Source organism: Candidatus Marsarchaeota archaeon (genome assembly GCA_023473665.1).
Taxonomy (GTDB): Archaea; Micrarchaeota; Micrarchaeia; order Micrarchaeales; family Micrarchaeaceae; genus JAMCYM01.
Genome location: JAMCYM010000003.1, coordinates 13,682 through 38,035, shown reverse-complemented (window position 1 = coordinate 38,035; position 24,354 = coordinate 13,682). Strand labels below are relative to the sequence as shown.

26 protein-coding genes, 3 tRNA genes and 1 rRNA gene are annotated in these 24,354 nt (G+C 52.0%); 18 read left to right on the top strand and 12 right to left on the bottom strand.

The features are described from left to right. Nucleotides 1–39 precede the first annotated feature (39 nt). Nucleotides 40–1,797, bottom strand: a complete 1,758-nt coding sequence (locus M1158_02920) for an ATP-binding protein (protein ID MCL5100044.1) — start codon at nucleotides 1,795–1,797, stop codon at nucleotides 40–42. 56 nt (nucleotides 1,798–1,853) lie between these two features. On the opposite strand from M1158_02920, the gene M1158_02915 reads away from it, so the two are divergent. Then, nucleotides 1,854–1,972, top strand: a tRNA-Ser gene (locus tag M1158_02915). 64 nt (nucleotides 1,973–2,036) lie between these two features. Here M1158_02915 and M1158_02910 read toward each other — a convergent pair. Continuing rightward, complete coding sequence (locus tag M1158_02910) at nucleotides 2,037–2,816, bottom strand: hypothetical protein (protein MCL5100043.1); 780 nt, start codon at nucleotides 2,814–2,816, stop codon at nucleotides 2,037–2,039. Between the two features lie 325 nt (nucleotides 2,817–3,141). On the opposite strand from M1158_02910, the gene M1158_02905 reads away from it, so the two are divergent. The 3 genes from M1158_02905 to M1158_02895 all read left to right on the top strand — a co-directional run bounded on the left by M1158_02905 (nucleotide 3,142) and on the right by M1158_02895 (nucleotide 4,448). Then, entirely contained in the window at nucleotides 3,142–3,582 is a 441-nt protein-coding gene (locus M1158_02905) for an NUDIX hydrolase (protein MCL5100042.1), read from the top strand. Nucleotides 3,583–3,593: 11 nt separating this feature from the next. Beyond that, nucleotides 3,594–3,887 (top strand): hypothetical protein, encoded by a 294-nt coding sequence (locus M1158_02900; GenBank protein MCL5100041.1) that lies wholly within the window; start codon nucleotides 3,594–3,596, stop codon nucleotides 3,885–3,887. A 69-nt stretch (nucleotides 3,888–3,956) separates the two neighbouring features. Then, the gene (locus tag M1158_02895; GenBank protein MCL5100040.1) at nucleotides 3,957–4,448 is read left to right on the top strand and encodes a vitamin K epoxide reductase family protein; all 492 of its coding nucleotides are present in this window, start codon (nucleotides 3,957–3,959) and stop codon (nucleotides 4,446–4,448) included. 34 nt (nucleotides 4,449–4,482) lie between these two features. Here the strand turns inward: M1158_02895 and M1158_02890 are convergent, their stop codons facing one another. The 4 genes from M1158_02890 to M1158_02875 form a co-directional block, all read right to left on the bottom strand. Then, the gene (locus M1158_02890; GenBank protein MCL5100039.1) at nucleotides 4,483–4,818 is read right to left on the bottom strand and encodes a hypothetical protein; all 336 of its coding nucleotides are present in this window, start codon (nucleotides 4,816–4,818) and stop codon (nucleotides 4,483–4,485) included. Between the two features lie 278 nt (nucleotides 4,819–5,096). Further along, a complete protein-coding gene (locus M1158_02885; GenBank protein ID MCL5100038.1) occupies nucleotides 5,097–5,921 on the bottom strand; it encodes a thymidylate kinase in 825 nt (274 codons plus the stop codon). Nucleotides 5,922–5,932: 11 nt separating this feature from the next. After that, entirely contained in the window at nucleotides 5,933–7,810 is a 1,878-nt protein-coding gene (locus tag M1158_02880) for an FAD-dependent thymidylate synthase (protein ID MCL5100037.1), read from the bottom strand. Nucleotides 7,811–7,923: 113 nt separating this feature from the next. Then, nucleotides 7,924–8,160 (bottom strand): hypothetical protein, encoded by a 237-nt coding sequence (locus M1158_02875; GenBank protein ID MCL5100036.1) that lies wholly within the window; start codon nucleotides 8,158–8,160, stop codon nucleotides 7,924–7,926. 258 nt (nucleotides 8,161–8,418) lie between these two features. Here M1158_02875 and M1158_02870 point away from each other — a divergent pair, with 258 nt between their 5' ends. The 4 genes from M1158_02870 to ileS all read left to right on the top strand — a co-directional run bounded on the left by M1158_02870 (nucleotide 8,419) and on the right by ileS (nucleotide 13,471). Beyond that, the gene (locus M1158_02870; GenBank protein ID MCL5100035.1) at nucleotides 8,419–8,601 is read left to right on the top strand and encodes a hypothetical protein; all 183 of its coding nucleotides are present in this window, start codon (nucleotides 8,419–8,421) and stop codon (nucleotides 8,599–8,601) included. Between the two features lie 90 nt (nucleotides 8,602–8,691). Further along, nucleotides 8,692–9,534, top strand: coding sequence for an ABC transporter ATP-binding protein (locus M1158_02865; GenBank protein MCL5100034.1), 843 nt, complete (start codon nucleotides 8,692–8,694; stop codon nucleotides 9,532–9,534). Then, nucleotides 9,524–10,246, top strand: a complete 723-nt coding sequence (locus tag M1158_02860; GenBank protein ID MCL5100033.1) for an ABC transporter permease — start codon at nucleotides 9,524–9,526, stop codon at nucleotides 10,244–10,246. Before M1158_02865 ends, M1158_02860 begins: the two co-directional genes overlap by 11 nt. An 81-nt stretch (nucleotides 10,247–10,327) precedes the next feature. Further along, the gene (gene ileS, locus M1158_02855; protein ID MCL5100032.1) at nucleotides 10,328–13,471 is read left to right on the top strand and encodes an isoleucine--tRNA ligase; all 3,144 of its coding nucleotides are present in this window, start codon (nucleotides 10,328–10,330) and stop codon (nucleotides 13,469–13,471) included. A 16-nt stretch (nucleotides 13,472–13,487) separates the two neighbouring features. Here the strand turns inward: ileS and M1158_02850 are convergent, their stop codons facing one another. After that, nucleotides 13,488–14,396, bottom strand: a complete 909-nt coding sequence (locus M1158_02850) for an aldo/keto reductase (protein MCL5100031.1) — start codon at nucleotides 14,394–14,396, stop codon at nucleotides 13,488–13,490. Nucleotides 14,397–14,403: 7 nt separating this feature from the next. Further along, entirely contained in the window at nucleotides 14,404–15,420 is a 1,017-nt protein-coding gene (locus M1158_02845) for an LD-carboxypeptidase (GenBank protein MCL5100030.1), read from the bottom strand. Nucleotides 15,421–15,643: 223 nt separating this feature from the next. On the opposite strand from M1158_02845, the gene M1158_02840 reads away from it, so the two are divergent. Further along, complete coding sequence (locus M1158_02840; GenBank protein ID MCL5100029.1) at nucleotides 15,644–15,988, top strand: hypothetical protein; 345 nt, start codon at nucleotides 15,644–15,646, stop codon at nucleotides 15,986–15,988. A 50-nt stretch (nucleotides 15,989–16,038) separates the two neighbouring features. Here M1158_02840 and M1158_02835 read toward each other — a convergent pair whose 3' ends face one another. After that, complete coding sequence (locus M1158_02835; protein MCL5100028.1) at nucleotides 16,039–16,530, bottom strand: adenosine-specific kinase; 492 nt, start codon at nucleotides 16,528–16,530, stop codon at nucleotides 16,039–16,041. Nucleotides 16,531–16,788: 258 nt separating this feature from the next. Here M1158_02835 and rrf point away from each other — a divergent pair. Continuing rightward, nucleotides 16,789–16,901, top strand: a 5S ribosomal RNA gene (rrf, locus tag M1158_02830). 103 nt (nucleotides 16,902–17,004) lie between these two features. Next, nucleotides 17,005–17,604 (top strand): hypothetical protein, encoded by a 600-nt coding sequence (locus tag M1158_02825; GenBank protein ID MCL5100027.1) that lies wholly within the window; start codon nucleotides 17,005–17,007, stop codon nucleotides 17,602–17,604. Between the two features lie 209 nt (nucleotides 17,605–17,813). On the opposite strand, the gene priX is transcribed toward M1158_02825, so the two are convergent. Beyond that, the gene (gene priX, locus M1158_02820) at nucleotides 17,814–18,803 is read right to left on the bottom strand and encodes a DNA primase noncatalytic subunit PriX (GenBank protein ID MCL5100026.1); all 990 of its coding nucleotides are present in this window, start codon (nucleotides 18,801–18,803) and stop codon (nucleotides 17,814–17,816) included. A gap of 88 nt (nucleotides 18,804–18,891) precedes the next feature. On the opposite strand from priX, the gene M1158_02815 reads away from it, so the two are divergent. Next, a tRNA-Pro gene (locus tag M1158_02815) sits at nucleotides 18,892–18,964 on the top strand. 67 nt (nucleotides 18,965–19,031) lie between these two features. After that, nucleotides 19,032–19,484 carry a hypothetical protein gene (locus tag M1158_02810; protein MCL5100025.1) on the top strand — a complete coding sequence of 151 codons (453 nt, stop codon included), beginning with the start codon at nucleotides 19,032–19,034 and terminating at the stop codon, nucleotides 19,482–19,484. Here the strand turns inward: M1158_02810 and hisS are convergent. Beyond that, entirely contained in the window at nucleotides 19,471–20,853 is a 1,383-nt protein-coding gene (hisS, locus tag M1158_02805) for a histidine--tRNA ligase (GenBank protein MCL5100024.1), read from the bottom strand. The two genes, M1158_02810 and hisS, sit on opposite strands and share 14 nt — an antisense overlap. Nucleotides 20,854–20,998: 145 nt before the next feature. Here hisS and M1158_02800 point away from each other — a divergent pair. The 5 genes from M1158_02800 to M1158_02780 all read left to right on the top strand — a co-directional run bounded on the left by M1158_02800 (nucleotide 20,999) and on the right by M1158_02780 (nucleotide 23,363). After that, nucleotides 20,999–21,085: transfer RNA gene (locus M1158_02800), tRNA-His, on the top strand. A gap of 178 nt (nucleotides 21,086–21,263) precedes the next feature. Then, nucleotides 21,264–22,007: a proliferating cell nuclear antigen (pcna) gene (gene pcn, locus M1158_02795; protein ID MCL5100023.1), complete on the top strand. Its 744-nt coding sequence runs from the start codon at nucleotides 21,264–21,266 to the stop codon at nucleotides 22,005–22,007. 8 nt (nucleotides 22,008–22,015) lie between these two features. Further along, the gene (locus tag M1158_02790) at nucleotides 22,016–22,438 is read left to right on the top strand and encodes a hypothetical protein (GenBank protein ID MCL5100022.1); all 423 of its coding nucleotides are present in this window, start codon (nucleotides 22,016–22,018) and stop codon (nucleotides 22,436–22,438) included. Nucleotides 22,439–22,481: 43 nt separating this feature from the next. Further along, nucleotides 22,482–23,003, top strand: coding sequence for a DJ-1/PfpI family protein (locus M1158_02785; protein MCL5100021.1), 522 nt, complete (start codon nucleotides 22,482–22,484; stop codon nucleotides 23,001–23,003). Nucleotides 23,004–23,015: 12 nt separating this feature from the next. Next, on the top strand, nucleotides 23,016–23,363 hold the full coding sequence (locus M1158_02780; protein MCL5100020.1) for a hypothetical protein: 348 nt from the start codon (nucleotides 23,016–23,018) through the stop codon (nucleotides 23,361–23,363). Here the strand turns inward: M1158_02780 and twy1 are convergent. Beyond that, the gene (gene twy1 / locus M1158_02775; GenBank protein MCL5100019.1) at nucleotides 23,353–24,345 is read right to left on the bottom strand and encodes a 4-demethylwyosine synthase TYW1; all 993 of its coding nucleotides are present in this window, start codon (nucleotides 24,343–24,345) and stop codon (nucleotides 23,353–23,355) included. The two genes, M1158_02780 and twy1, sit on opposite strands and share 11 nt — an antisense overlap. Nucleotides 24,346–24,354 lie beyond the last annotated feature (9 nt).

Below are 24,354 nucleotides of genomic sequence, written 5' to 3'. Positions count from 1 at the left end.
TCTGAAATGGATGAATTTGGTTACAGTGTCAAAATTTACTTAGCTGCATGCGTGGCTTAGTTCTGCAGTCGATGAAAGCCGGATATCATCGAACTTTAATACCTTTACGTTTCCGTTCTCGAAGTTGTTCCTGTAGAACAGGTAAGCATCATCATTTACGAATACAACTACTGAGTCGTACTTGGACTCTCTGCTCTTGAGCATCGCGGCGGTTTCCTTAACGTTCTTCCTGCCGGTTTCATACTCTATCGCTATGCGCTTGCCGTTCACGTAGGCAAGCATATCGGGCCCATTGGAGTTGTCAATTACGTAGTGCCTTATGCCATGCTTGCGCAGCGACTCGCTTATCTGCATCACGCGCACCTCGTGCTCTATACTCAGAGAGGGATTGCGTTGCATTAGCCACTCCACGGCATGGCCGTCCGATGCTGTAGTGAACGGAACTAGAATGCCGTCGGATAGCGCACGATTAGTGGCCTCGCTGCCGATCTTTGCTTCAAGCGCTTCGCGCTTTATTGGATGCCTGATGGACTGCAGGGCCAGCACCATGGAATTGTCCGGTTGGGGCGCAGCAGGGAGCGATGCGGCACTGCGCGTCTTTGCTATGACTGGCTTGCCGTCTGCTATGAGCAACGCTTCGTTAACATCAAGGCGCACGATCCTCTTTGCAAGCTCCGCTGATGCATCGGGACTGCCCCTAGACAGAAGGTCGGCCATATAGCGCGCCTCCTTGGGTTCGATGGTGCGCAGAGCTATGAAGTTGGCAGCATTGGCCAGCATCTGCCTTGGCAATGAAGCTATTGATGTGGTTGCAGCTATGACGCCTATGCCATACTTCCTGCCTTCCTCCATAAGCCTGCGCACTATGCCGCTCTCGCTGTAGCGCCTGTCCAGCAGCGCCTGCGCCTCGTCTATCACTATGAGCATGCGTATGCCGCGCTCCTTATCGTTGGAGTGCATCAGCGAATAGATGCGTGAAAGCAGCTCGTGCATGTATATGTAGCGCGCCTCGCCGTTCTGCAGGCCGGCCAGCGAGAACGAGTGCATCCCGTGCATCAGGGCGCGCGTGTCTATGAATTCGCTGTTCAGCGCAGGAGTATTGAGCAGCGAGAGTCTTGAGCGCAGGTGAAGGAGCGTGCTGCGCTCGGACGCCAGCCTGGCATTCTTCAGGAATATGTTTATTTCGTCCAGGAGCGTAGATATTGTAGGGGCATGTCCGTCGCCAGAAGACTGCGCCTTCCTGTAGGCGTAGCGCATGCACTCCATAAGTTTAGTGACCTGTATGTAGCCTAGGCCGTACACCTCCTTGAATAGCATGGAGAGCTCAGAGATGCGCTCCTCTGTACGGAGGCCGTCGAGCTCGAAGATGTTCAGGCTCGAGCTCTGCGCGTAGTGCACGCTGCCGTGGAGCGCATCTGCTATGCCTGCGTACTCGTTGTGGGCGTCGAACACTATTGAGTTAGTGTGCGCCCCGCTTATGTCCACGAGGAACGACTTGAGCAGCGTGCTCTTACCCATGCCGCTCATGCCCACCACTATGATGTGAGGGTTTGTCTCATTGGCAGGAACTATCACCACACTTCCGTTGACGTTCTTCCACGCGTGCTGCATATACGATCCTATCTCTGCGCCGCGCCTTCCCTGCCTGTAGCGCATCATGCGGACCGGCTCGAGCGCCTGCGATGCGGAGCCGACAAGCAGCGAAAGCTCGCTGCTTGCCGCTTCGGCAGGCCCACCGCCAGCAAACATCGACTTAATCATTCCAACCATTTTCGATATAAAGTTATTCGACATCATAAAATCACCAGAGCGCGCGCTAACGCTTAAATACCATAGCGCGCAATGCTTCACGTGCCAGGGTGGCAGAAACTGGTATTGCGCCGGTCTTGAATCTCAGAGATCAAGAGCTGATTGGTGATGCACGCAAACCGGTGCCCGCAAGGGCTTTAGGGTTCAAATCCCTACCCTGGCGTTCTTTGCGGTCAAGTACTGCAACCGGCTTAGCAAGTTCATTTTGGCAAAACTAGCGAGTATAGCTATAGGCGTAGCATTGGTTGCCCGTGCGGTTCCGTTAAAGAGCCTTGCATCGGTTTGCTGTGCTCCTTTAGTATGCTTAGGTACCTGTATACTGAACCGTTCTCGTCCTTCAGGTTTATTTCCATGTGTTCTTTCTGGTTGTACTTTATGTATATGAGCTTGTCGCATATGTCCTCTTCGTTGTAGCCGTGCTTGTTCATCATTATCCTGAGCGTGTTCTTTTTCTTTGGCCGTGCATTGGTTATCAAGATGAAATAATATTCTTCTGCGGCTCGTGAATCCATAAACTCGCGCAAAATTTCAAGGTAGGTAGGGGTGAAGTAATTCATTGAATGAACCTCAGCCAGCACTCGCCTGCCATGGTACGCTACAGGTATGTAGAAATCAGGGCTGAATGTATAATCGGTGCCATTTACTGTAACCTTGAAATGCTTTGTGTGCGTTGAGAACGGGATTTGGAATACACTCAGCTTTGCGGCAAGACTGTTCTCAAAGCTCGTCTCTAACTTTATCCCGTGGTCGCCAGCTGCAATAGCTGCTATCTGATCTTCCACGAACAATTCGTGCTTGGAATTGTTTTCCTTCCTTAGCGCGCGTTTATAGGCCCGTTTAATTATCTTGTATTCCCAGCTATATGGGCTATACAGTCCGACGACATATTGCCATATATTCAGGTCGCAGTGGCCCAGCATTGAGATTACATCAGTGACTTTGTAAGATCGGATCAAGTGGTAAAAGTCCGCTTTGCTAGTTTCTGGCTCGCTTTTGACCCTTAGCATGCTTTGCGTTGCATAAATAGTATTTGATTCTTGCGCGTCAATTTTACTGGCAGTAGCATGGCTTGGGCTAAAGCTTCTCACCATAGAGCTTACGCTCCTCCCACTGTTGTCATATGCCAAAACGGTCACCCAATCCCCGTTGCCAGCGCAGGCAACATCTGCGCCGTTTTGAATTACGCCCAAAATGTTTTTATTAGTTTTGAATGCGTTAAATGTATAGCCTGGAAACTTAGCAGGCGGAGCCTGGCTTGTTATTTAGGCATGTACAGAAAATTAGATAGATTAATTAGTACAATAGCCTTTGGTTACTAGGGCAGGTGGGGCAATGTTTAGAGGCGCCTTCGTATGCGTATTTGACAAATCTCTTTCTAGTGTACTATTGCTGAACAGGAACTGGGAATGGAAGCGGAAGCAGGGAAAGGTGTGGGAAGGCATGCCAAGGTGGGGCAATGTTGGTGGGGCGGTAGAAGCCGGCGAAACACCACTGCAGGGGTGCATAAGAGAGGTCAAGGAGGAGATCGGCATAAGACTAGACCCTAAGAGGCTTGTTGAGGTAGAGGTGAGGAAATCACCTACAGGATCGGCGCCTTACACACTGCATTTCTACGCTACTGCGATAGACAGGAACACAAAGATTTCTCTGAATGGCGAATCGAAAAGCTACAAATGGTTCAGCTTAATGGGCTTGCCTAATGATATGCTTGACTCAAGGGATGACGTGCTGAGGTGGCAGGGTCTGCTGAAGGTTAAAACCGGCATCGCCTAAATGGTGGGGCAATGGACGCGCGACACAGGCGCAGGATTCTTGCAAAGTATGAAATTGGGTGGTGGATGTGGCACGGTCGCAAGGACTTCGATAAGGCTACGGCATTCATGATCAAGGAGTACCAACTGCAGTTCGGTATGCCATATTCAAGGGCGAAACTGGCTGTTGGGTATAGGATAAAGGCCGCGAAGATGCATGATATAGCAGAGGATCTTGAGAGGAACGGCCATGTGAAGGAAGGTGCCAAGTACTGGAAGCGCGTTGAGAGGCTACTTGAGAGGCATTTCCGTATCGTAGTCGGATAGACGCTGGAGCTAGGTAAACCTAGCAATTAAAATTATCGTTGCGTGGATGTATTATACTCGGGTGCCGATATGCGCGTGAGCTGGCCAAAGTTCATCGTGCTCATAGTAATGTCGCTGTTCGGCCTGTGGAGCTCATCCATGGTGCTCTTCCTGTTTTACACGCTGCACAGCCCGCTGCCATTCTGCGTGCTCGGCAATACCCTTGCGTCGAACAGCATCGTGATAAACTGCTACAAGGTGCTCCAGAGCAGCTACGATTCGGTGTTTGGCGTGCCGCTTGACGTGCTGGCCGCGGTTTACTTCGTGATAAATCTTGGTCTGGTGTATCTTGTAAGCTTCGGAAGCGACCGCGTGTTCAAGCGCGCGTTCAGGTTGCTATTCGGATGGCGATTCTTCGGCCTGGTGCTGGTGCCATACTTAATTTATCTCGAAATTTTTGTAGTGAAAGCCATATGCATATACTGCACTGTGATGCATGCCGCAATAATAGTCGACTTCATAATAATAACGTACTTCCTTTTCTACAAGAAGAGCTTCAGGGGCTTCATCGCAAAGAGTTGATTCACAAAAAAAGAAAAAGATAGGGAAAAGAAAATCACTGAAGTGCACGGCCTATATCATCCGAGGAGACACCCTTCCATGACACACGCATGCGGATCTGGTACTGCCTGTCGGCGCCCATGTCCAACTTCATCTTCTGGCTTAGCTTCTCGTAGTCGATTGCTTTGACAACGAGCTCGGTGAGCCCGCTAGATGTGCTTGCGTCGTTTGCCATTCCTTCGCATGCTTCCATGCGCTCCTCTGTTATGCCGTACATCTCATTCCTTTCCCCTATCATGGAATCCAACACTTTCCTTAGTTTCCGCTCATACATGAAGCGCCTGTGAAAGTGCTTCTTGTAGAGCTTCCGCTCTGTCTCCAAGTTCTCCATTTCCACAACCCAGGAAACCTGCTGCTGGCCCTAGCGACAACCCAAGAAGAAGTGACACACCGGTTTGCCACTTGTATAGCGCAGGCAGCGCATTTCCTGCTAAAAGTACGCAGATAAACTATTTATACTTTACTACAAAAATAAGAAGTTAAATAAACAATTAAATACTTTTATGTTGCAATAATTTCGCCAGGCTCTCTGGCACAACCCAGAAGACCGGTGGAAACATCGGCCGTGCCCGCGTTTCGACGCGGGCACGCTTAGTTTTGTGACTTTGGTCAATCGGCCGTTTTATATACTGGACTGACGCCCAGCTTATTGAGCACACGCATCGTCTCGTTGAAAAGCTCCTCGTAAACCTTCTCGCGGCTCTGCGATGCATCAATGTAGAATGCATCTGGGAAATTGCGTCTGTAGCTGTCGCTTATGTTTCTGATGGATTCCAGTTTGTCGAACCTTTCCTCTATGCCGCCCCGCTGCTGAACCCGCTTCAGCAGGATTTCAGGAGGTGCATAAAGTATGAATAGCTTGTCTGGTTTCGGGAATCTGGAATTTATTAGCTTAAGGAAATCTGCGTACGCCTTGTTTGGACCTGAGCTCTCCGCATATGTTATTGTGGATGGGTACCCACGGTCCGATATAACCGCCATGTCCCTGCGTTCCAGAAAGGGCTTTAGCCTCTTCATGTCCTCGCTCCTTACAGCTGTGAAAAGGAGCTGCAATGACTCTACATCTATCTTATTTGCGGCAGACATGGATTCTAGCAACTTGTCGAAAACAGTATCATCGTGTATGAGCCCTTTTATTGTGGAATAGTCGCTCTTAATAGTGTCAATTACTTTGGGGCCGCGGTATTCATTGCTTGTTAGGTGATCCAGGAGAAGTTCAATTTCGCTTCCGTCCCGGATAAAGGACTTCAGCCTTTCATAATCGTGTTTTTTTATGCCGCTCAGGGTCGCCCTCACCAGCGTGCCAAGCGTACCGTTCCCTGGCTCATGATTTACCATCACATCGTAGCCTGCAGACTTGATTCCAGCGAACAGACGTGCAGCCCCTTCTGTTTTACCTGCGCCTTCGGGACCCTCTATCATTATGTAAGCCATAAAATCGCCATTCAACCTAGTTTTTCGAGCTTGCCTTCAGTCCTGTGCAGCGCAGCCAGCCTGCCGAGCGGGTAATCGTCCGAGTCTACGAACTTCATGGTAATGCGGTTGACAAGCGAAGGTTGCTCGCTGCGCAGCAGTTGGTAAGTCTTCTGCATCAGCTTTCTGTAATCGGGATGCCCCTGCGGGCCGGTCCTTAGCTCCAGCATCCAGATGAACTGGCGCAAATCGGCGCTCGCTATCCATCTGACTCTGTGTGCGAGAGTTACGCATGCCTCTGCGTATTTGGGCGCAGTTGTGAGCACGTCCTTGTACAAGCTCTGCACGGCTTCTATAGCGTCCTTGAACTTGCCATCAAGGCCTATGTCAATCAAGAGCCTCGGCGTATCATAGCCGTTCGATATGCCGAAACGCTGCCTGGTTTGCAGGGTGAACCGGTTGCGCTGCAGGTCGCGGAATATACCTATGTTTCCGACTAGTTCCACATCATAGTTTGCCAGCTCGAACGATCTTGGCGGCTTGTGGCGCCTGTTGCTCCGGCCTGCCGAAGCTGTCCTTATCACTGCCCGTGAATCTAGCAGACCATTCTGAAGATCAGGAAGCTCTGCCATGCGCTCTTGATGACCAATTGCATTGTCGTGGTTGGTTGTTGTTATGGCCCTTATATCAGAAGCTCGGTCTGCTGACTTAAGCCTAGCCATTATCTGTCTCATTCTCAGGTTCGTGTAAGGGTATAATGTAGCTGCAGCCACCCTGACTAGCGCGTCCCTTTGGGTGTCATTGTGGAAAAGCCTGACGTCCGGGCCGTCTTCCTTGTCATTAGTAGGGTTATTATCCATCCTGCTGGCGAGTATGCGTAGCCATGAATCTCTTTGCTTTAGGAACTTTATCTCTTCAGTCCCGTGCCTGTCCTTCACCCTGCTTATCAGCGGTTCGTTTTCCTTCGCAAGCTCGTTGTAGACGGAATCTGCGGTTTCCAGTATTGGAGGATAATCGTAAGAGAGCATCTTCACAAGAGAATGGTCAGCGGTTCTGTATGAGGAATGCCAGCCGATATTCGTCATGGTCGACATTGGAAGCAGAACACGCACTACATCAAAAGATGCTGCCTTCACTGACGAATTGTATGCCTTAGTTGCCTTCCTTTTCTCGGCTTCTATGTCTATGCCGTTTATGTGCTCTATCTCGGAGAACAGGACCTCCTGCTCCTTTCCGTTTATGCTTATCTTGAATGGAAAGCCATCCAGCGGGTACCTTTTGCGCAGTTCGTCGGCAACCGGCTCCTGCAGGGTCTTCACCGTCGAGAAAAGCAGGTCCATCGTCTGCCTGTAGGCATTGCCTAGGCTAGAGGCCATTATTTCCGGGTATTCTTTGTAGAGATAGCTGCCATTATCACTCTTGCCTGCTATGTAGCCCTCATTGTCGATTTTATACCTGCCAGTGAAGTCAACGAACCGCGTAGATTTCTCTATGTAGCCAGCGAGCCTGCCGTCTTCTATGTACTTTGCCTCGACCTGATCGACTCCCTCGAGCGCGATGTGGGCCGATGCCGAGTCTATCACAGAGTCGTCACCGTACTCGGAAAACACCCGCCTGAAGAAGGCCTCCGACCTAGGCCCGCCAACCTTGAACTTCGAAGCCTTTTCAAGGGCATCTATGTGATCTTGCAGTCCTCCGTGGTATTCTCCAGTATTTGGATCCCTAACGAATTCGTCGAGGAAAAGCGTCCTCATACTCTTTGAGGAGCGCGAATACCTACCGAACAGTGCAGCCTTGGTGGTCTGCGACAAGGAGTCGCGCAGAACAAAGACATTGCCGTAGATGCTGGTAAAATACGGAGCTAAGATGCGCTGCTGCTCATCTGTGTATCGCTCCTTGTATTTCAGCATGCCTGGAATAGTAACACCCCTACAGCCCGCATGGAGCGCTCAGCCGGAAGAGATATTTAAGCTTATCTGGGCAGGCTGGCTATTGGGGTATAGGGTCAGAAAGAGAAAATAGATTAGAGCTTGGCGGTTCTCTGTTCCTGGTCCCTGACAGAGTGGATGTAATCGTCTGCCTGCTCCCTTGGCACTATGCGCCACATGTCTTCCTTGTCGTTCACTATAGCAACGTCGCTGCCGATCTGCGTTAGGCCACGGGGCCTCGGTCCCGCATGTCTGGCGGCAAGTGATGCATTGACCTCGTCAAGATAGTGCTTTCTTTTGCCCTTTGTCAGGAGCCATGTAAGGGGATTCATGTGTTCACTGTATGGTGTTACAAAAAGTACTACGTCACTAAACGTATGAAATCCATTCTGCAGATAGATTATTAAGCGTTGCTGTTCGGTGTAAATATCTGTAAATACTTAAATCGCGCCCCACATTGCCTATGATATCCGCGTATACTTGCCATTGCAGCAATGCCCAAATACATTGATAGGGCTTGAAAATCGCATTTCCTTTCAATTGAGCGCCTATTATAAATTATTGCTATACTTATGTATAGCGGTGGTGTGATGAAGCATGAAGATAGGGTAGCCGGTCTGATAAAAGGACATGAGAACCTGCTGATCGGGCTTGTCCATAACAGGGAGGTGAAGCTTCCCGAGCACGTCAAAATGGACAAGCTCGAGAGCGCATACGACAAGCTGGGGCAGTATGTCATGGTTCTCGTGAAGAGGCCTGCAAGCGGGAAGTGACTGCAAGCCCTGCAGCACCATTGCAGGAGCAGGGGCTTTAGACTTTTGCTTGCAAATCTACCTTGTCTTTCTTAGTTGTCGGGTATTATTGTGATAGACATAGTCAGGCTGAGAAAGCGCTACAAGGACGGCACCGTAGCGCTCAAGGGCGTCAGTCTGAGCTTTGACAAGCAAATAACTACCGTAATAGGCAGGAACGGCGCCGGCAAGACAACGCTCATGCGCATACTGTCGACGCAGCTCCTTCCGAGTTCTGGCAGGGCGACCGTCGATGGCCTGGACGTGGTGAAAGATGCCGAGGCCCTGAGAAAGAAGCTGGTCAGCATACCGCAGGAAGCCAGCCCGATGGGGTTCCTGACGCCTATGGAACACCTCAAGACGTATCTCATAGCCAGGGGCTCGACCGTGCGGCAGGCAGCCAGGGACGCGGAAGACGCGCTCAGGACGCTTGAGCTTTACGATGCAAGAAACACGCCGTCGGACGAGCTCTCTGGTGGCATGAAGCGCAAGATATTCGTTGCGATGGCACTCGCGGCAAACGCAGACGTAGTTTTCCTTGACGAACCAACTACTGGTCTTGACCCGCTCTCGAGACTGGAGGTGTGGAGCGCGGTGAAGATGCTCAAGGGCACCTTGGTGCTCACCACGCACTACATGGAGGAGGCAGCAGAGCTATCTGACGAGATAGCGATGGTTGACAACGGGGAGGTTATAGGCCACGGCACGATGAAGAGCTTGCTCAAGAGGTTCAACGGCATGGTGCGGGCCGAAACGACTGCTGCTAATGTGGGAGGCAAGTACACCATAGGCAACACGAAGATAATGTATATTAGGGAGCATGAGGCCGAACGCTACGTCGAGCATAGTTACACCATAAAGCCGATAACGCTTGAGGACCTGTTTGTGATAAGAGGTGTGGAGCTTGAATCTTAAGTTCATAGGTGCATTTACCTGGTACTACGGTATAAACAGCATACCAAGGGGCATCTCGTACGTTGTATCATCGCTCATGTACCCGCTAGTATTCCTCTTCTTAATCACCATATTCTCAGCCGGCAGACTCATCGACTTCGCGGTTATAGGAGGATTTCTCACCATAGTCTCATCGAATGCAGTCTATGGAAGCGCTGACGCGGCATTCCAGCGCATACAGCTCAGGATACAGGACCTTTTCGTCGCTACACGGCTCTCGCCGTTCGATTACAATTTCGGCCTTGCCTTCAGCTACCTCGCCACATCACTTCCTGGCATTGCGCTATACGTGCTGATAGGTTTATACCTTGGCATCTTCTCTGCATTACCCTTCCTGGCCTTCATAGGCGTTATGTTCGTGCTACTCATCGCCGTGATGGCCATATCGATCGTGATAACCGGCCTGATAAGGCACGTGCGCAACCTGTGGGGAGTCATGGCCATAGTGAGCGTGGTGCTGACCACCATACCGCCGAGCTTCTATCCTTACACGATATTGCCCAAGTGGGCTCTTTACGTACTCATGGTGTCGCCGGTCACGCCCGCCGCGATGTTCAGCCAGTGGCTTTTCGGGCTCTCGCCGTTTGCTTGGTATGCGTTGCCGGTCCTTGCGATAGAAACGCTTGTCTACTTTGCAATCGCGATGCGCATGTCTGGCTGGCGCGAGAAATAAATTGTGCGTAAACGCAGCTAACACACAATATTTATAAGCAGGCGGCGCAAATCTACAGATACAGCCCGGAATGGTGCAAAAATGCTCGCTCCTGACCTGATAAAGTCTGAAGAGGAATCGCTCGCGAAGTGGGAGCGCGAGCATACGCGGGAGCGCGTCAACACGTTCAACAAGGAGGGCAAGCCCTACTTCTTCCTTGAGGGGCCGCCATACGCCAACGGGGAGCTGCACCTCGGCCATGCACGGGGCTATTCCAGGAAGGACGCGATACTGCGCTTCTGGCGCATGAATGGCAGGAACGTCTTCGACAGGGCTGGCTTCGACGTGCATGGATTGCCTACCGAAAACCGCGTCGAGCGCGACCTTGGCATAAAGTCGAAACGTGAGATCGAGACGGGAATTGGCGTGGGGGAATTCGTAAAGGCCTGCACTGCGGCCTACAGGACCTACATGAAGGATCAGATCGAGGTAGCAATGCGCTACGGAGTATGGATGGACTTCGCCAACGCCTACATACCGGCTGCACCTGATTACATAGAGAAGAGCTTTGGTGTGTTCAAGAAGATATACGACAAGAAGCTCGTTTACAGGGGCACACAGGTGATGCCGTACTGCGTGCACTGCGGCACAGTGCTTGCGAAGGGCCCTGAGGTCGAGGAAGAGGACGACACGGATCCTTCAATATACGTGCTTTACAAGGTCAACAAGGAGCTCTCGAAGCCGAAGATAGAGCTTGGTGGCGGGGCGTACCTTCTCGCTTGGACCACTACCCCATGGACAATACCGGGCAACATGCTTGTGGCAGTCAATCCAACGGCCATGTACGTGAGGGCGAGCATCAATGGCAGGGAGATGATAGTCGCGAAGGACAGGCTCGACGCCATAGCGAAGGATTTCGGCCTCTCACCCATAGTGCTCAGCGAGTTCCTCGGCTCGGAACTCGACGGCATCTATTACACCAATCCGCTCGAGAAGGAAGTCCCTAGGCAGAAGGGCTTCAGGAAGTACCACAAGGTGGTCATGTCAGAGGAGCTGGTGAGCATGGCGGAAGGCTCCGGCCTGCTGCACGTTGCGCCTGCATACGGCCCAGAGGACTTCGCTCTTGCCAAATCGCTGCGAGCGCCAATGCTGTCGCTAGTGGGCACCGACGGCAAATACACGGTCGATGCAGGCAAGTACGCTGGCGTGGCCCTCATACACGACGCCAACCGTGAGGTCGAGAAGGACCTCGAGGCTAATGGCGCCCTGCTGGCCAAGACACAGCTGACGCACAGCTACCCGCACTGCTGGAGGTGCCACGAGAAGCTCGTCTACCTGCCTACAGAGCAGTGGTTCGTAAACGTGGCTAAGATGAAGAAGCGCATAATCAGGGAGTGCGACCGGATTGAGTGGCATCCGCCTGAACTTAAGCGCATGTTCCTGGACAGCATAAGGGATGCGCCAGACTGGGTGGTAAGCAGGCAGAGGTACTGGGGCATACCTATGCCAATATGGGTGTGTGATTCATGTGGTAACAGAAAAGTAATTGGCTCCTTGGATGAGCTTGAGCAAGGCGAGGGTAGGAAGGTGCACCGCACTGAAGAGGACCTGCATAAACCCTTCATAGATGAGATAACGTTCAAGTGCGGGAAGTGTGGGGGCACGATGCACAGGGTGCCGGACATATTCGACGTGTGGTACGATTCTGGTGTGGCCCACACTGCCAGCCTCAGCAGCGATGAGTTCACGGCGATGTACGGCAAGAGCTTTGTGACAGAGGGGCCTGACCAGATACGCGGATGGTTTGCGACACTAATGAAGACCGGCGTTGCTGCCTACAACAAGACCCCTTTCAACACAATAATGCTGCATGGGTGGGTCACGGACAGCAAGGGCTTTGCCATGCATAAGAGCAAGCATAACTATGTCGGGGCCAAGGACCTGATTGGCAAGTATCCGGTCGATGCGGTGCGACTCTATCTTACAAGGTTTGTCACGCACGAGAACATAAAATTTTCAGAAACAGGCATAGAGGAGATGCAGGGAGTGCTTATGCTGATGCATAACATGGCCAACATGATAAACGAGTATGCCAGTGTGGTAGGCTACACTCCGAAGAGGGTTAAAACCCCGAGGAACCTGGAGGGCCTGGACCCCGAGGACGCTTGGATCGTATCAAGGCTCAACAGCGCGATCGCAGAGGCCACAGAGGGCTTCGACGGATACGAAACGCACAAGAGCGTCAACGCAATCGTCGATTTTGCGGTCAATGACCTTAGCAGGTTTTACCTGAAGATAGCTAAGAAGAAGATAGTCGGCAGCGCAAAAGGCAGGGCCAGGAAGACGCTCGACATAGTGAACTACGCGCTCTTCAACCTCATATTGGCCATGGCACCGCTTGCCCCAATGAACATGGAAAGCATATACCTGCGCCTTTACCACTACAAGGAGAGCGTGTTCATGGAGCGCTGGCCCAAGGCAAGGCAGGGGCTCATAGGCAAGGAGCTCGAGAAGGATTTTGATGTAGCGACAGAATCGATAACGGCGCTCCTCAACAGCAGGGAGAAGGCCGGCATAAGGCTCAGGTGGCCAGTTGTCAGCGCAACGCTGGAGCTGAGCAGCGAAGATGCATTCGCAACTGCACAGAAGCTGTCAGGATTGATAGAGGATTATACGAACTCGAACAAGCTTGTGGTGAAAGAGGTAGAGGGCTTGAGCGAGGCTGTAATTCCTGTTTTCAAGAAGCTCGGTCCCGACTTCAAGGAGAATGCGAACGCGGTGGCTGACGCCCTGCGGAAGGCCGATGCCGCAGAGCTACGCTCGGAAATTGAGTCACATGGGCACTTTGCGCTGCACACAGGCGCAGGCACGTTCACCATAGGGCCGGAGCACTTCGCCACAGAGAAACGTGCCGAGGAATCTGATGCCGTGCTGTTCAAGTACGGCAAGGCATACGTCGACACTGCAAGAGACGAAGCGGTGGTAGAGGATGCGACGCTGAGGGAGTTCGAGCGCAACGTGCAGCTGATGCGCAAGGAGCTCGGACTGAAGCGCATCGACAGGATAGAACTTTATTATGACACGAGCGCGCAGCTAGCTGGGCTGCTGCAGCGGAGCACCAAAAGGCTGGCTGCAAGCCTAAATGCCAAGAACGTGGTCAATGGAATTCCCGAAGGCCAGCAGGCCAAGGAATTCGACGTCATGGATACGCCTGTAAAGGTATTCGTAAGGGCGCAAGCCCGCTGATTTTTGCCATGCGTAGCTAATCTGGACCCGAGCGCCTGGACCTCTCGATCCTTTCCATTATAGAAGACCATGCAGACATGTTCTTGGCCAGCCACTTTACAGCACCATGGACCATAGGCCTCTGGAGATTCCCGAGGCTGCTTATCTCTAACATCTCTCTCTGCGTGAGATGCCAGCCTGCTGCGCCTGCATTCTCCTTCACGTGCGCCATGCTGCTCGCCTTCGGTATGGCCATTACCCCGACATGGGATATAAGATAGTTGAGCGCGACCTGCACGGGCGTCTTTTTGTGCTTATTCGCCAGCTCTTCAAGCGCTTCCTGTATGCTTGTCTTGGATGCATTTGGTATCGAACCTCTGGCAAGGGGGCTGTATGCCATGACCGTGATGTGCTCTTTCTGGCAGAATTCGAGCAGCCCGTCCTCTATGGAGCGTACGTATACGCTGTATTCCATCTGATTTGCAGCTATCTCCTCCTGTTTCAGCGCAGCCTGTGCCTCCACCATCTCCTCTACAGAGAAGTTGCTCACACCTATGTGCCTGACCTTGCCTGCCTTTACAAGGCCTTCCATGGCTCTCATCGTCTCGCTTATAGGTATGCTGGCGTTGGGCCAGTGGAGCAGATACAAGTCTATGCTTTTGACTCCGAGCCTCCTCAGGCTGGCATCGCATGCCTTCTCAACGTCGATTGCATGGAAATGGTGCGGCGATACTTTCGTGACTACGAATGCATTTCTACCATTTATCGCTCGTCCGGCCATCTCTTCGTTTGCGTACATTTCTGCGGTGTCGATGAGGTCCATGCCACTGTCTATCGCAGCGCGTATCGCGCTCTCGCATTCCTTCGAGTCGTTGGGCATCTTCCAGGTGCCTATGCCGATCTTTGGTATTAGTTCGCCGGTCCTGCCGAGCTCCATGCGCTCCATTAAACCACTAGTCGACCGCACTCTCGAGCATCTGCACGGAGCGTTCCTCTGCATCTATCTCCACGCGAGTGCCGAGTGGCATCGTGGTTATATAGTTGCCGTGGCAGCATGAGAACTCTATGAAAGAGGGCTTGCCTGGTGCCTTGCTGATGAGCATGTCAGATATGACGCTGTTTAGAGTGGCCTTTATGTAGTCCTCGACAAACAGGTTCTTCGAAAGATAGGGAGAGACCGCCTGGGACAGGAGGGCATCGGATAGCGTGTAGTTAGGGAACTCGCCGAAGAACAGGCCGTTCGCTTTCTGTATTATGCCCTTCAGCACCAGCGACGAGAGCAGATTGTCGACCATCCATGGCTCGACATTGACGTCCTCGAAGAAGAGTATGCTGTCTGTAGGGTCTGGCATATATGCGGTGTTTGCAACAAGGGCGTAGACCGACAGGTTGCCGCCCTGGAGCGTGCCCCTCGCCTTGCCCTCATTCACGGTCCTGGACCAGCTGCTCTCGTTTGGGGCCCTGAGCTTGAGCGCATTGCCGGTGCTCACCATATCGGACAGCACCGACCAGTTGTACTGCCTGAAGGTAGAATCAGAATCCGTAAGATCAACTAGCATTGGCCCCTGAAACGAGACCATGTGCGCCTTGCGCAGGAAAGCGAGCTGGAGCAGCGTTATGTCGCTGGCCCCCACGAATACCTTCGGGTGATCCCTCACAACGTCGTAGTCTATCCTGGATAGTATGTCTATGGAGCCCGCGCCTCCGCGCAGGGCCATTATTCCGTCTATTTCGTCGCTCTTGAAAGCGTTCTCAAGCTCCGTCTTGCGGACGTGGTCGCCCGCTGTGAGAAACCTGGTAGTCGATTCCTTGGTCATGCTCTTCGAAAGGCTGACCTTGAAGCCATTGCCCTGAAGGAACTGCACGGCGCTCGACAGGCCGGCCATCGATGTCATCATGCTCGACGGCGCGATTATCTTTATCGTGCTGCCTGGGCGCAGGGCCGGAGGCTTAACCATGCGTTCGTGCATCACTAATGGTTGGCATGCAACGAATTTAACTCTATCTTGGCAGCGAATCTGCGCTGCGGCAGGAGCAAGCTCAACACATTGGAATATGAAGCTGGAGAGATTGCTGATGCGCTACTGCGTTATCAATGTTTGATTTCGTTGTTACTGCACATCCAATCTAGCAAATCGGCGCACAGCAGCAGCTTTTTATTACTTCACTGATATTTTAGCTCGGTGGTCAAGAATGGCAACCGGAAACAAACCTACTGCGGCATTTGTCCTTGTCTTGCTAGGAGGGATATTTGTCCTGATAGGAGGAATCATGGAAGGGGTATTGGGCGCGGCGCTCACAGGGATATTCGGCCTTGGAGCCTTGGGTGCTATAGGCGGAGTGCTTGGCATAGTATCGGGCATAATAATGATACTCGCATCTGTTATGCTGTACAATACTAATGTGAGCAAGGTCAAGACCTGGTCTATTATCGCGCTCGTGTTCTCGATAATAAGCCTTGGCGCCTTTGGCGGCTTCGTAATCGGCTTCATACTCGGCTTGATAGGCAGCATACTAGGCTTGACCTATAAGGGCTGAACGCCTAATTTTATTTTTCTTTTTCTTTTCCTTTTCTAACTGGTTAGTTGTTACTTTAGCTTGTAGCCCAGCTTCCTTAGGAAATCGCGCCTGACGCTCTTGTCGTCTGCATTCTCGATGCCTTTTGCGCTGCTGCCATCGACTGCGCCAAGCACAGCCCTGCCATCAGGAGTATCGGCAACTATCAGCTGCACCGGATTCGCGGTGGCGCAGTATATCCTGGCGACTTCAGGCACCCTTGCTATGCTCTCCTTCACGTTTATGGGATAAGCCTTCCTGAAGAATATCACGAACGTGTGGCCTGCGGCTATTTCCAGCGCTGCCTTGCCTGCCTGCTCCTCCAACTCGCGTGAATTGCCTTCCGTGCGCACCAAGCATGGGCCGCTCGCCTCGACAAATGCTATGCCTGCCTCTATGCCAGGGACAGCATTGACAAGAGCCTCGTAAAGGTCTTCTGGCGTCTTTATGAAGCCTGCATGCCCGACTATCAGCTGGGTGTCAGGGGCCTTTTCTATCTTTATTACCTTCGTTTCGACCGGCATGCTACCATTCATGTATCGAAGGAAAGCAATTTATCGGTTGCTTTAGGGCATGCAATCACATGAAAACCCTGGCAAACATCACATTATTTAAATTAGATTCCAATCACGTATGGTGACATCCTCCCACGAATAAATTCGTGGGCTTCCAAACACCAGATGTCTAAGCACCGAATGCGACAATCCATCTCAAGGCACCGATTATGCGACAATACCTACCCGAGCAAGCTTTTTATAGGTGATTGACGCAATTAATACCTGCCAAACGGCAATAGGGGCAGGGAAACGCCCGATCCCATTCCGAACTCGGAAGCTAAGCCTGCCCACGATATGTGTGTACTGGTTTCGGCCGGGAAAGCATGTTGCTGTTTGGCACTTTTGTTTCAAGCGGGTAAAACGCCGCCCGGATATCTATTTATTTGTATGTAGTGAAACCAGATATAACAGCTATATTTTGGTATAGTTGTTGGTGGTTTGATGAGAAACACGTTTGTATTTGTTCTCGCTGCGATGGCAATTGCAATGATACCATTGGCTTCGGCGCAATACGGATATGGCACTTCTACCGTATCGGTAACTAACGCGAGCGTTACGGTTCATCCGGGGCACAGCGTGCTTGTCGGCTACACGGTTACGCTAGTAAGCGGCAATACCTGGGGAACCACGACAAATGTAGCAAACAAGAACCAATTGGCAGCAGATGGCATAACTGCACAGCCAAGCACCACATACGGAGATCCTACCTATTCGGGCACATTGACGATATCTGCAAGCAGCAGCACAGTGGGCGGCACTTATATGGTGGAGCTTAATGCCACCGGCGATGACCCGTCGACCAATACCGCAACAGTGATGGTGATAGTGCCGTCTCCGGCTGCAAGCCCAACGATAAGCAACACTACTGCCAGTACAAGCGCACCAACTACGGCTGCCGCATCTTCAGCCCCGACATCAACTATAAAATCGGCAAGCCCAGTTACATCCACAGGCCAGAATTACACTGGCTATGAGATTGCTGCAGTGGTTGTAGTGATTGTAATAGTTGTTGCCGCGTTCTTGGCATTAAGGAAGAGGTAACAAGAAGGCGTCTTCAGCATATAGGTGCAATCGCTTATTTTCCTGCTGGGCGAGCCTGATGTGCGTACTTCCCACGCTCGCAAACAGTGCACAGCCCGGCCTTGTTATCGAAATGCTCGCTGCACACCCTTCGGCCGCATAGCTTGCATACGTGCTCCGCGAACCTTTTACCGCATATATCGCATAGAACCCTGATTTCTGGAATAGTGTCACCTGCTTGCCTTGCTTTCGGGCCTGCCCTTGCCAGCTTCTGGACCATATGCGCCGAGCTCTACAATGCTGCCGAGAAGGTCGCGCGCATTGACAAGCTTAAGCGGCTTCATCCCCTTGCGTTTGGCGTATTCGCACTGGTACCTGACGTACTTCTCTGTTATGCGGGTGTCAGGGTTAACGGCTTTGCACCGCTCTATGTACTCCATTATGACTTTTGTGGCACTCTCTACATCCATCCCTTTGATGTTGATCATGTATGGCGCCAGTATTAGGTTGACCGTCCTGTGCCGCACGTCTGGTATCGGGGTCGCAAGAAGCCTCTCTATCCAGTTTATACCCTTAGTGCCGGGCGCGAGTGGTTTCGCCTTTACAGTAAGGCGCACTGATTTGGCGAAGTCGAGTGCATATGGCGGAAGCTCTTTCTTTGGTATTGGCAGACCGGCACGTATTGCGCGACGCATCGCCTCGCTGATAAGCGCAATCATTGCTTCATAACTCACTATAACGTATCCCATTGAAAGCTTCTGATTTACAAGGGAGTGCTCTTCGACGCGGGGTGCGTTCTGCAGGAAGTCTGAGAACTTCATCATGAACTCTCCGTCTGAATTCTGGACTCTGATGCCCAGCTCGGTTGATAGGCGCATTGCATTCTGCGAGGTGTCGGAACGGAGCGCTTCCTCTGATCGCCTTGCCTCGCTGTTCACGAAGCTTTCTATGACTGTGCGGTCTGATATGGCGCTGACTATCATCCTTGATGCCACGTAGCTCAGTATGTCGCCCTGCTTTATGCCGTCTATCGATATGCTGAAGAACGATGCGCCGATGTGCTTTTTGACTTCTTCGTCAAGCGCGGCCTGAACCCTCTCCGCGCCAAGGGCCAGGTACCGGGGCTCCAGCCTGGAAATGCCCAGTTTGTCGACCACTGCCTTTGCTTCTTGCGAAAACGGGTACTTGTAGGCAAAATCAAGGCTTTCCGATGCATCCATGCCATTACATCTCATCGCAGATACAAAAAGCTTGCGCACGCCAGCCGCATAGGCATTTTTAAAAGCTGGCGCGCAATACTACACTTGCGGGGCTGTACGCTAACCTGGCAGACTTCCAGCCTCGGGCGCTGGATACCCGAGTTCAAATCTCGGCAGCCCCATTGCTTTCCGCCTTGGAGTTTCTGTAAATTATAAATATCTTGTTACATTATGCAGTATGGGGGTGTCATGGAGAAGTACGCCGATCCAGAGAAAACAGCAACGATAAGAGAATATGTAACAGTGGAGGGCAGTATCTGGCAGCGCAAGTATACTGCAGCTGCCCAGCTCATACTTCAGACCCCGAGAATGATGGCACTTAGGGGTTCAGAAGACTTTTTTACCAGAAATATAAACAAGTTTATTGAAGACAAAAAGATCGATGGGGCACTTTTCAGCGACAGCAAGAGCGGAATGACATTTGCAATCAGGTACTTGGACAGATTCAATGCCAATAAAACGCTCGCGGTTTATGTTGAGGAGACGCAGAACAGGATAACTGAAAATGAGGCCAAAAACGCAGCTGCGGGGCTTGCCAGGACACTTGAAAATATTGTCAGGAAGGATTTCCCATATATAGAAGAGATAAAAGTTTCTGATGTGAAAATGGCTGCAAAGCTAATACCAGTCAAGCACCATTAACAAGATGCTCTCCGTAGCCCTTCAGCATCGTCAGCGAACTCTTAAGCGCCGACAAACTTATCTCACGTTCTTTGCCCGTCTGCATGTCCCGAAGCTTTACCGTTCCGAGTTCGAGCTCTTTCTTGCCGACCACCATAGTATAGGGTATCGACTCGCTGTTCGCGTATTCGAGCGCCTTATTCAGCTTTTTCTCCGGAAGCAGGTCGGCGCTAACGCCTGCGGATCTCGCCTGCTGCAGTATCTTGAGGCTCTCTTCCATCGTGTCGATGGGGATTATGAGGAGCACGGGCACTTTGTGCGCTGAATAGCCCGGTACCTTGGCCTTCGTATCCTGAAGGGCGGCATAGATGGTATCCAGGCCGAACGATATGCCAGTAGCTGGATATTCCTTGCTGGACTTTAGGAAGTCGCCGACCATCCTGTCCCAGCGGCCTCCTGCCGCAAGCGTGCTCTTCATGGTGCCGTCCGCGGCATACACCTCGTACATTATGCCAGTATAGTAGCCAAGGCCCCGCGCAAGCGTTGGCGTCAGCCTGAGATCGCCAGCGGTATGCAGCATGGAGCAGAATCCGAGCATCTCCTTGAGCTCCGATACGCCTGCTTTGGCAGAGTCATTGTCGGCCTCACGCGCAATGTAATCAAGCTTCTCCTCGTTTGATGCTTCAGAGCCTGCTCTGCCCATCAGCTTGAACGTTGCATCGATGGATTCCTTGCTTATCCCCTTCTCGGCAAGCTCCTTCCTTACCCCGCTTTCCCCCACCTTCATAAGCTTGTCCACGCTCAACGCCGCGTCGGCGCGCTTGCCTTCAGGTATGCCGGCATGCTCGAATATGCCGAACAGCAGGTTCCTGCTGTTGAACTCTATGTATACGTCTATCCCGAAGTCTTTGAACACCTCAAACGCGAGCGAGATGAGCTCTGCGTCTGCAAGCGGGCTCTTGGTCCCAACTACGTCCACGTCGCATTGGGTGAACTCCCTTAGCCTGCCGGTGTTGACCGGCCCGTCACGAAATATCTTGCCAATCTCATAGCGCTTGAATGGCAGGCGCATGTTTGGATTCATGCCTATTAGCTTGGCCAGCTTGAAGGTAAGCTCATAGCGCAGAACCAGGTCGCGGCCACCCTGGTCCTTGAGCCTGTACGTCTCCTTGAGTATCTCAGCGCCGCCAGCATACTTGCTCGCGGCTATGTCGTAGAAGTCAAGTATCGATGTTTCAATGGGTCTGTAGCCGTACAGCCTGAAATGCCTTTTAAGGACATCGGCTATGTATTCCCTGATTATCTGCTCGTCGGGAAGGAAGGACTGCGTGCCCTTTATGTCACGCAGCCATCCGCCGATATCATCTGCGTCATCTTTGTCTGCAGACATCAGAGCACCAGTCGTTACTTATGGAGATGCACCATTTATTAGGTTTTGTGTGCGTGCGCACGCGCATTCCCAATGCGGGGATTAGTTAGCGGCGTTACAGGCTCGCTTTAAATATCTTTACAAGCAAACCCTACTTGTTTGTATGGCTCTAGTGGTGTAGCGGCCGCACGTAAGGCTGTGGACCTTAAAGGCCGGGTCCGACACGAGCATCGCGGAAATCCCGGCTAGGGCCCTTTTTGCTTCTCTTTGCCCTGCCTGGCATAGGTGATCGATGCGGTCCTGTGGAATATGTCTCTTATTCTGTTTGCCTGCACACACCTATTCAGTTGACGAGTTTATAGACAATACCAGGTTTGCATACGTTTTTATTTCTTTATAGAGCATTAATAATACTAATTGTGGGTGTGTAGATGTTCGAGATTAAGATTGACGATGCACGGTATTGGAAGAACTGCGTTGACTCGATAGTCAGCTTAGTTGACGAGGGCTCGTTCGCCATAGCAAAGGAGGGTATTTCACTCAAGGCCATGGATCCTTCCGGCATAAGCATGGTGTCGTTCTCGATACCCAACAAGGCCTTCTCAAAGTACGACTCTGATAAGCAGGCCAACGTTGGCCTGAACCTGGACAATTTCAGCAAGATACTGGCAAGCGCCCGTGCAGGGGAGCAGCTGCTGATGAAGGATTCTGGCAACAAGCTACAGATAGAGTTCATCGGCGAGAAGAGCAGGAGGCGCTACAAGCTCCCTATGATAGACGTAAAGAAGGACGTAGATAAGGAGCCGAAGGTGGAGTTCGAGTCGCATGTAACGGTGAAGAGCGACGCCTTCAAGGAGATCCTCAAGGACGCCAACCTGCTTTCCACGTACATTGGCTTCAGGACAGCAAAGGAGTCGTTCATGGTGGTGGCCAAGGGCGACGCGGGAGAGCTTGAGGAGGAGCACCTGAACGAGGCCGACATGATAAAGAAGCTTGAAGTGTCAAAGCCGTCTTCAGCCACGTTCAACCTTGAGTACCTGGAGCGCATAGTGAGCGCGTGCCCGTCCAATTCCCCGATTGAGATGTCCCTGAAGAACGACGAGCCTATAATGGTGAATTACAAGATAGGCGACGCGCAGGTGGCATACTTCCTGGCTCCTTACATGGAGAGCTGAGCATTAGTATGGTGAGTGGCGTGCGATTCATGTGCTGGCACGTCGAACGGTTCAAGGCGATTCCTACAGAAGGCGGCAGGTCATCTCTTCTTGAGGAGGGCAAACCCATAGAGAGCGGAGAGGCCCTGCTGATCTTCGTGAGCTTCGAGAAATCTGATGAGCCAAAGATGGTTGACACTGTTGACAGAGCGGTGAATGAAATACAGTCGATAGCCGCACAGCTGGGCGTGTATTCTGTTGTATTGAACCCATTTGCGCACATGTTCGGCGAACTCTCCAGCCCGCAGGCCGCGCAGAAGATGCTCGGCATGCTTGGCAGCAGGCTCGTTGACAGGAAATTCGCAGTACAGACGCTCTCATTCGGCAGGTTCTACGAGATAGAGCTGAAGGCCAAGGGCCACAAGCTGGCAAGGATCTCGCGCATCATATAACTGCATTGCTTAAATATTTTGCCTGGCAACTATTGGTGATAGAATGACGTTTCTGGTATTCCTGCCGCCGAAGGACTTCAGGGACGAGACATTGAATATGGTGAAGCTCTTTTTCGACAGATGGAGGGTGCCGTACAAGATAACGAGCTACAGCAAGGGTACGTGCATAGGCAGGCACGGCGAAACGGTCAAGCCGGACATAAACACCGGCATGGTGTCGGCCCAGGACTATGATGGCATAGTGCTCGTGGATGGGGCGGGCATAGACTCCTACAAGCTGTACGAGTTCAGACCCCTTCTCGACCTGATGATGCAGTTCGACGCTGCAAAGAAATACATAGCAGCAATAGACAACTCAGTGAAGATAGTGGCGAGAGCCAACATCATAAAGGGCAAGGGAATATCAACGCCATCTGACGAAGAAACGAAGAGACTGGTCGTGCTGTTCCATGGCGTTCCGACAGAGAACGAGGTAGAGTTCGCCAGCAACATAATAACCATAAGGAACGGCTCTGGAGTCGAGCGCGGCATGGATGAGATGCTCTCGCGCATAGGGGTAAAGTAAGGGCATGGTCATGTGAAGGGTTCTTCGAAGGCTCTCGTGAAGGAGATAGCGCGGCAGCGCATATCCATACTTTTCGACTTGGCAAGGAGGAATCTGCGCGACAGGCCGGAACTTTCGCGCGAGTATGTCGTGTTGCTGCGCAGCATAAGCGCGCATTACAGGATAGGCCTAGGCAGGGATATGCGCAACGTATTGTGCAGCAAATGCAACTCCGTGTTAGTACCAGGGCTCACCGCCAGCGTGGTGCTCGCCAGCAGCAAGGGCTATGCAGCCTACAAGTGCATGGTGTGCGGCACTGAGAAGCATATAGTTTATAAACGGCAGAAGGGTAAAAACTTGAAACTTCGGGCTAGCGGATAGCCGTAAAGTCTATTATTCTATTTTTCGCGGATTCTTCGTCGCGGGACAGGAGCACAACCCGGCTAGGCATGTGCTCCGCTGTATAGGCATAGCCTGTAAGCGAAGACAAGCGCGCCGCAAACTCCTTGATCTCGGTATGCGTAGGCATGCTCTGCAAAGACAGGCCGCGTGCTGGGCCCCTTGAGCCGCCTACGAACGAGAAGCCCTTCACCTCTACATAATTTGGCTTGGCCATGCCTATCAGGCTGGCATAGCCCTCGGGATTATGCATGTTCAGGCCCTTCACAAGCGTCATGCGCAGCACGGTCCTTGTCTTTAGGTTGCCAAGCATGCGCAGCGATTCTGTGAAGCGCTCCCATGTGTTCTTTATCTTTGGCCTGACCACGTTGTCGTAGCTTTGCTCGTCCGGTGCCTGCAATGATATGTAGAGCTGCGTCGGCAACGGGTCCAGTTTCGCTATCGCTTCGGGAAGCGTTCCGTTTGTTACAAGGAACGTGCTTATGCCACGCCTGTGGAATGCAGCAATGAGGGCGCTGAGCTTCGGATAGAAGGTAGGTTCTCCCGTAAGGCTTATCGCCACGTGCTTTGGCGCATTGGCCTCTTCCCAGCGCTTCTGCTTGAGCGGGGTATCTGCCATGGATCTGTAGCCGCTCACTATCCTGCGCTGCTCCTCAATCATCTTGTCGACTATAAATTCGGGATCGTCCCAGCTGTCAACTGCATTGAGCTCATTCCAGTTTATCCCCATTTCCTCTGGTATGATGCGCCAGCAGAACCTGCATCCGAGGTCGCAGCCTATGGCTGGCGTTGCCTGCATGCATCTCCAGCTCTCTATCCCGTAGAAAGCGTGCTTGTAGCACAGGATTCCGCCACGCATGCCCTTTGACGTGTATTCGCATATCTTCACGGCAGAATGCCTGCCTGCAAAGTGGTAGCCTTGCTTCTGCATCCTTGATTTAAGCGCTTCTGGAATCCCGGGCATGCGACGACC